At 69.5% G+C, this 5,700-nt stretch carries 5 protein-coding genes; 1 reads left to right on the top strand and 4 read right to left on the bottom strand.

Translation table 11 applies throughout. The features are described 5' to 3' along the window. Nucleotides 1-111: 111 nt before the first annotated feature. The 4 genes from ruvX to H5J31_RS39210 all read right to left on the bottom strand — a co-directional run bounded on the left by ruvX (nucleotide 112) and on the right by H5J31_RS39210 (nucleotide 4,081). Nucleotides 112-540, bottom strand: coding sequence for a Holliday junction resolvase RuvX (ruvX, locus tag H5J31_RS39225; RefSeq protein WP_407925093.1), 429 nt, complete (start codon nucleotides 538-540; stop codon nucleotides 112-114). 67 nt (nucleotides 541-607) lie between these two features. Then, nucleotides 608-3,271: an alanine--tRNA ligase gene (alaS, locus tag H5J31_RS39220; protein ID WP_181777715.1), complete on the bottom strand. Its 2,664-nt coding sequence runs from the start codon at nucleotides 3,269-3,271 to the stop codon at nucleotides 608-610. Between the two features lie 103 nt (nucleotides 3,272-3,374). Next, nucleotides 3,375-3,686 carry a hypothetical protein gene (locus tag H5J31_RS39215; RefSeq protein WP_181777714.1) on the bottom strand — a complete coding sequence of 104 codons (312 nt, stop codon included), beginning with the start codon at nucleotides 3,684-3,686 and terminating at the stop codon, nucleotides 3,375-3,377. Beyond that, the gene (locus tag H5J31_RS39210) at nucleotides 3,683-4,081 is read right to left on the bottom strand and encodes a DUF948 domain-containing protein (RefSeq protein WP_181777713.1); all 399 of its coding nucleotides are present in this window, start codon (nucleotides 4,079-4,081) and stop codon (nucleotides 3,683-3,685) included. The genes H5J31_RS39215 and H5J31_RS39210 overlap by 4 nt, the downstream gene beginning before the upstream one ends. Before the next feature lie 192 nt (nucleotides 4,082-4,273). Between H5J31_RS39210 and H5J31_RS39205 the strand changes: the two genes are divergently transcribed. Continuing rightward, nucleotides 4,274-5,700, top strand: a 1,427-nt coding sequence (locus H5J31_RS39205; protein ID WP_181777712.1) for an alkaline phosphatase family protein, incomplete at its 3' end; no start/stop codon positions are given.

The raw sequence follows: 5,700 nt of genomic DNA, 5'->3' as shown, positions 1-5,700 counted from the left end.
GCGGCTGGGGTTCGGGCCGACGACGCGGCGGAGCCGGGGGCTGGATCTCCTCAGGCTCCCGCAACCGTCGTCTACCGCCCTGACGGCGCTCGGGCCGGCCGTGGGGCTCGGTCATGTATCGCCCTTCCGTGCGCGATGTGCCGCTACCGCGTCGATCCAGGCCTGCAGGATCTCGACCGCGGCCGCCTGATCGACGACGGCACGTTGCTTACGTCCCTTCACCCCACGCTGCGACAGCATCCTGGATGCCGTCACCGTGGTCAACCGCTCGTCGGCCAGCCGCACCGGTACCGGAGCGATCTTGACCGCGACCTTGTCGGCGTAGTCGAGCGCCGCTTCGGCCGCCGGACCGTGACGGTCCTTGAGCGTCCGCGGCAGGCCGACGACGACCTCGACCACGTCGTGTTCCGTGACGAGTTCGACGAGCTGGTCGACGTCCTTGTCGCCTGCAGCGTCGCGAGTGAGGGTAACGAGCGGGCTGGCGAGGATGGGGTCGGGATCGCTGAGCGCGACCCCGACCCGGACGGATCCGACATCCACACCAAGCCGCCTGCCGCGCCCCGGATCGGACTCTCCGGGCCGATCCGGGCGCCGCTGGGGGGCGTCGTCAGCCAACTTGGGCGACCGCCGCGCGCAGTGAGGCGATGGCCTGCTCGGCCCCGGCGGGGTTGGTGCCGCCGCCCTGGGCCATATCCGGCTTGCCGCCGCCACGGCCGCCGATCGCCTCGGCGAAGGACGGGACGAGCTTGCCCGCCGCGATGCCCTTCTCCTGGGCCGCCTTGGTGGTCGCGACGACGAAGGCGATCTTCTCGCCCTGAGGCGCGAACAGCGCGACGATGCCCGGACGCGTGCCGAGCCTGCCCCGGATGTCCTGGGCCAGCGCGCGCAGACCGTTCGAGTCGACACCTTCGCCGAGCTTCTCCGCGACGACCGCGACCCCGCCGATGTCCTCGGCCTTGTCCGCGAGCGCACCGGCCGAGCCGAGCACCTGCTGGGTGCGCAGCTGCTCGATCTCCTTCTCGGCGTTCTTGAGCCGGGTGAGGACGTCGTCGATCCGCGAAGGCAGCTGCTCCGAGGGCACCTTGAAGGTGCTCGCGAGCTGCGAGACGAGCAGCTGCTCCTTGCGCACGTACTTGAGCGCGTCCGTGCCGACGAGCGCCTCGACGCGGTGCACGCCGGAGCCGATGGACGAGTCGCCCACCAGCTTCACCAGGCCGAGCTGGCCGATGCGGTCGACGTGGGTGCCACCGCAGAGTTCGCGGGAGTACTCGCCCATGTCGACGACGCGGACGTCGTTGCCGTACTTCTCGCCGAACAGCGCGACGGCGCCGAGTTCGAGCGCCTTGTCCTTCGTGGTGACGAAGGTGTTCACCTCGACGTTGGTCTGGAGGTAGTCGTTGACCTCTTCCTCGACCTCGGTCAGCACGTCGGCCGAAACCCCGCCGGAGGTGGTGAAGTCGAAACGCATCCGGCCCGGCGAGTTGAGCGAACCGGCCTGCGCCGCGCGCTTGCCGTACGCGCCGCGCACGGCCGCGTGGACCAGGTGCGTCGCGGAGTGGGACCGCTCGATCGACAGACGACGGTGCTGGTCGACCGAACCGGTCAGCGAGCTGCCGATGCCGACCTCGCCGTCGAGCACCTCGACGCGGTGCACGAACAGGCCGGGCACGATCTTCTGCACGTCGTGGACCTTGAGCTCGACACCGTCGCCGAGCAGCACGCCGGTGTCGGCGACCTGGCCACCGCTCTCGGCGTAGAACGGCGTGCGGTCCAGGACCAGTTCCGCCTTCTTGCCCGCGCCCACGCTGCGAACGGGGACACCGTCTTCGAGCAGCGCGACGACCTTCGCGTCGGCCTGCAGGTCGCTGTAGCCGAGGAACTCGGTCTCGCCGTGCTGCTCCAGCACCTTGCGGTACTCGGACAGGTCGCCGTGGCCGGTCTTGCGCGACGCCGCGTCGGCCTTCGCCCGCTGCCGCTGCTCGTTCATGAGCGTGCGGAAGCCCTCTTCGTCGACGGTCAGGCCCTGCTCGGACGCCATCTCCAGCGTCAGGTCGATCGGGAAGCCGTAGGTGTCGTGCAGCTGGAACGCCTTGTCGCCGGCCAGCAGCGAGCCACCGGAGCGCTTGGTCTCCTCGGCGGCGAGGTCGAAGATGCGCGAACCACTCGTCAGGGTGGCGAGGAAGGCCTCTTCCTCGACGCGCACGACGTCCTCGATCCGGTCGAAACCGGAGAGCAGTTCGGGGTAGGTCGGGCCCATGGTGTCGCGGACGACCGCGGCGAAGGCGGGCAGCACCGGCTCGTGCACGCCCAGCAGCCGCGCGGAGCGGACGATGCGGCGCAGCAGGCGGCGCAGCACGTAGCCGCGGCCGTCGTTGCCCGGGGTGACGCCGTCACCGATGAGCAGGACGCCGGTGCGGGCGTGGTCGGCGATGACCCGGAAGCGGACGTCGTCGGTGTGGTCGGAGCCGTAGCGCCGGCCGGAGAACTCCTCGGCGCGGCCGATCACCGGGCGGACGAGGTCGGTCTCGTAGACGTTCTCGACGCCCTGCAGGATCGTCGCGACCCGCTCGACGCCCATACCGGTGTCGATGTTCTTCTTCGGCAGCTCGCCGATCGGCTTGTGGCCGTGCTTCGGGCTCTTCTCGCCCCGCACGTCCTGCATGAAGACGAGGTTCCAGATCTCGATGTAGCGGTCCTCGTCGGCGACGGGGCCGCCCTCGCGGCCGTAGTCGGGGCCGCGGTCGTAGTAGATCTCGGAGCACGGGCCGCCGGGACCGGGCACGCCCATGTCCCAGTAGTTGTCCTTGCCGTCACGGGACTGGATGCGCTCGCCGGGCAGGCCGGTGAGCTTCTTCCACAGGCCCGCGGCCTCGGAGTCGTCCTCGTAGACGGTCGCCCAGATGCGGTTCGGGTCGAGGCCGTAGCCGCCTTCGCTCTGGGGCTTGGTGATCAGCTCCCAGGCCGCCTCGATGGCGCCTTCCTTGAAGTAGTCGCCGAAGGAGAAGTTCCCGGCCATCTGGAAGAACGTGTTGTGCCGCGTGGTCTTGCCGACCTCGTCGATGTCCGGGGTGCGGACGCACTTCTGGACGCTGGTCGCGCGCGGGTACGGCGGCGGGACCTCGCCGAGGAAGTACGGCTTGAACTGGACCATGCCGGCGTTGACGAACAGCAGGTTCGGGTCGTCGAGGATCAGGGGCGCGCTGGGGACGCGCGTATGCCCCTTGTTCTCGAAATGGCTCAGAAAACGCTGGGTGATTTCGTGTGTTTCCACGGGTTCGTCCTTGTATGCGGGCTCGCGCGACGGCGCGGGGATCGAGACGGACAGGCGGGAACGGCGGAGGGCCAGGGCTCTTCCGGTCGCGGACGCGACCCGATCAGCCCTCCGCCCGGCGAGCTCGCCGGGCCGGGCGCCGCGGCGTGGCAGCGTGCCTGCCCGCAGGGCCTTCCGAGGCCGTGCTCAAGCCGGATCGTTCGGACACCATGTCGTGCAGCTCCTGTTCGCGCTCGCTCATCCCGGCGCGGACCTCCGCGCCGAACGAACCGACGGCGCCCGCGAGTTCCCGCACGGCGTCGCCCAGATTCGAGGCTAACCCCGCGGGAGTGGCCTGGCGAGCGGTTTCCGTCGCTTTGCGTGACAGGGCGACGCCGGCGACCACGCCGACGCCGAGCCAGAACAGGCGCTTCACTTGCGGCCCCGCTTCTTCGCCGGGCGCGCCGCCTTCGCTTCCGCCTTCTTGCGGCGGGCCTTGATGGCCTTGCTGATGCCGTACGACAGCGCGGCCGTCTTCACCAGTGGTCCGCCGAGCGTCGCGGTGAACACCGACGACAGCGCCGACACGTTGCCGGTGACGGCCTGTGCGTTGGCGGTGATGCCGTCGACCCGTTCCAGCTGCGTGTTGACATGCGTGATCGTCTCGTTCGCGCCGATCAGCAGCGGGTCGGTGTTCTCGTGCGCCTTGCGGATGGCGATCGTGGCCTCGTCCAGCGTCCGGCCGAGCTTGAGCAGCGGGATCGCCAGCAGCACGACGAGTACGACGAATGCTCCTGCGGCGATCAGCGCGGCGATCTGCCCTGCCGACACGGGCCCTCCTCAAGGGTCTGCGGTCTTGGTGCCCGTGAGGTTACCGCCCCGACAACCGTTCGGCGGTGTCACCCCGCCGGACCGTCACTCAGCGCAGTGAAGCGGGACGGCGAGCGTGGCGAACGCCGTTCGCCGCCGGGACGACCTGTTCGGTTCTTGTGCCGTTCACGTTGCTCGGCAAAGGTCGCGCGCATGCCTGAACTGTCACGCCGCACACTGCTGGGCGCCACCGGCGCCGCGGCCGCCACCACGCTCCTGCCCCCGTCCGTGCACGCCGCCATGGCCGAGCCCATGCGGCGCGGCGGGCTCGACGCCGTCGAGCACGTCATCGTGCTGATGCAGGAGAACCGGTCGTTCGATCACTACTACGGCACCCTGCGCGGCGTCCGGGGCTTTTCCGACGGCCATCCGCTCGAACTGCCGTCGGGCGGATCGGTGTTCGAGCAGCCGAATCCCGCCGGCGGCACGGTGCTGCCGTTCTCGGTGCGCAAGGCGGCCGAACTCGCCGGCCGGAAGCCGGACGACATCCAGTACCTCGGCGACCTCGACCACAGCTGGAACGGCAGCGGCAAGGCGTGGGCGCGCGGCTGGAACAACGGCTGGATCTCGGCGAAGACCCCGGCCACGATGACGTACTACGAGCGCCGCGACATCGCGCTGCAGTACGAACTCGCGGACACCTTCACCCTCTGCGACGCCTACCACTGCTCGATCTTCGGCTCGACCAACCCGAACCGGAACTTCCTCTGGACCGGGACCACGGGCTTCGAACCGGGCAGCGCGACGAACCGCGCGGTCACGAACGCGGCGTACTCCTACGACCACCAGGGCTACGACTGGACGACGTATCCCGAGCGTCTCGAAGCCGCCGGGGTGCCCTGGCGGATCTACCAGGAGTGGGACAACTTCACCGACAACGCCGTCGAGTACTTCGTGCCGTTCAAGAAGGTCGGCACGAAGATCCTCGCGTCGGTCGAGGAGAAGTTCCGCACCACCGAGGAGTTCTACGACAACCTCCTCAAGAAGACGCCCGAGGAACGCGCGAAGCTGCTTGCGCAGTTCGACGCCGGTGTCGCGAAGCTGACGCCCGCCGAGCGGAATCTGTTCAAGAAGGCCATGTACCGCAGCGAGCCGGAGACTCTGGTGACCCGGCTGAAGGCGGACATCCAGGCGCGGCGGCTGCCCGCGGTGTCCTGGCTGGTGCCGTCCGCGAAGGACTCCGAGCACCCTGGCGCGTCCACGCCGGTCGGGAGCGCGAACCTGATCTACCGCGTGTTGGACGCCCTCGCGTCCGACCGCGAAACGTGGTCGAAAACGGTGCTGCTGATCAACTTCGACGAGAACGACGGCTACTTCGACCACGTCCCGCCGCCGATGCCACCGGGCAACGCCGCGAACGACGCCGACCACTTCAACGGCCAGCCCCTCGGCTTCGGCCCGCGCGTGCCGATGACGATCGTCTCGCCGTGGTCGATCGGCGGCAACGTCGACTCGACCGTGTACGACCACACCTCGGTGCTGCGATTCCTGGAGCGCTGGACCGGGATCGCGGAGCCGAACATCAGCAAGTGGCGCCGTACCGTGGCGGGCGACCTCACCGGTGCCTTCGACTTCTCGCG

This window comes from Amycolatopsis pittospori (assembly GCF_013870525.1).
Lineage (GTDB): Bacteria > Actinomycetota > Actinomycetes > Mycobacteriales > Pseudonocardiaceae > Amycolatopsis > Amycolatopsis pittospori.
This window is presented reverse-complemented; position numbering and strand designations above follow the sequence as displayed.